Below are 374 nucleotides of genomic sequence, written 5' to 3'. Positions count from 1 at the left end.
TACGTCAAGCGCATCGCGCTTCACTTTTAAGGTGTAAAAAACCTTAATGGATAAACACATTACTGATGCTCATTCATTAAGGTTGTTGGCCTTCTTGTAAGGTCAATCCGCTAGGAATTGGTGGAGCTTAGCAGGATCGAACTGCTGACCTCCTGCGTGCAAGGCAGGCGCTCTCCCAGCTGAGCTAAAGCCCCTTACAAGTGAGTAAAAGTTGGTAGGCTTGGGCAGACTTGAACTGCCGACCTCACCCTTATCAGGGGTGCGCTCTAACCAGCTGAGCTACAAGCCTATGTAACCGGCTTATATAGGGCCTAAACTACTTTTACTCTTTCTTTTATATAACAAGATAATCTGTGTGAACACTGCATCAAGAA

General features: G+C 45.7%; 2 tRNA genes. Both read right to left on the bottom strand.

The features are described from left to right. Nucleotides 1-118 precede the first annotated feature (118 nt). Nucleotides 119-194 (bottom strand) — tRNA-Ala (locus CXF81_RS00390). An 18-nt stretch (nucleotides 195-212) separates the two neighbouring features. Continuing rightward, nucleotides 213-289, bottom strand: a tRNA-Ile gene (locus CXF81_RS00385). Nucleotides 290-374: the final 85 nt, after the last annotated feature.

The sequence above is a fragment of the Glaciecola sp. 33A genome (assembly GCF_002836745.1).
Lineage (GTDB): Bacteria > Pseudomonadota > Gammaproteobacteria > Enterobacterales > Alteromonadaceae > Glaciecola.
The sequence above is the reverse complement of the archived record's forward strand: the minus strand, read 5'-3'. Positions and strand labels throughout refer to the sequence as shown.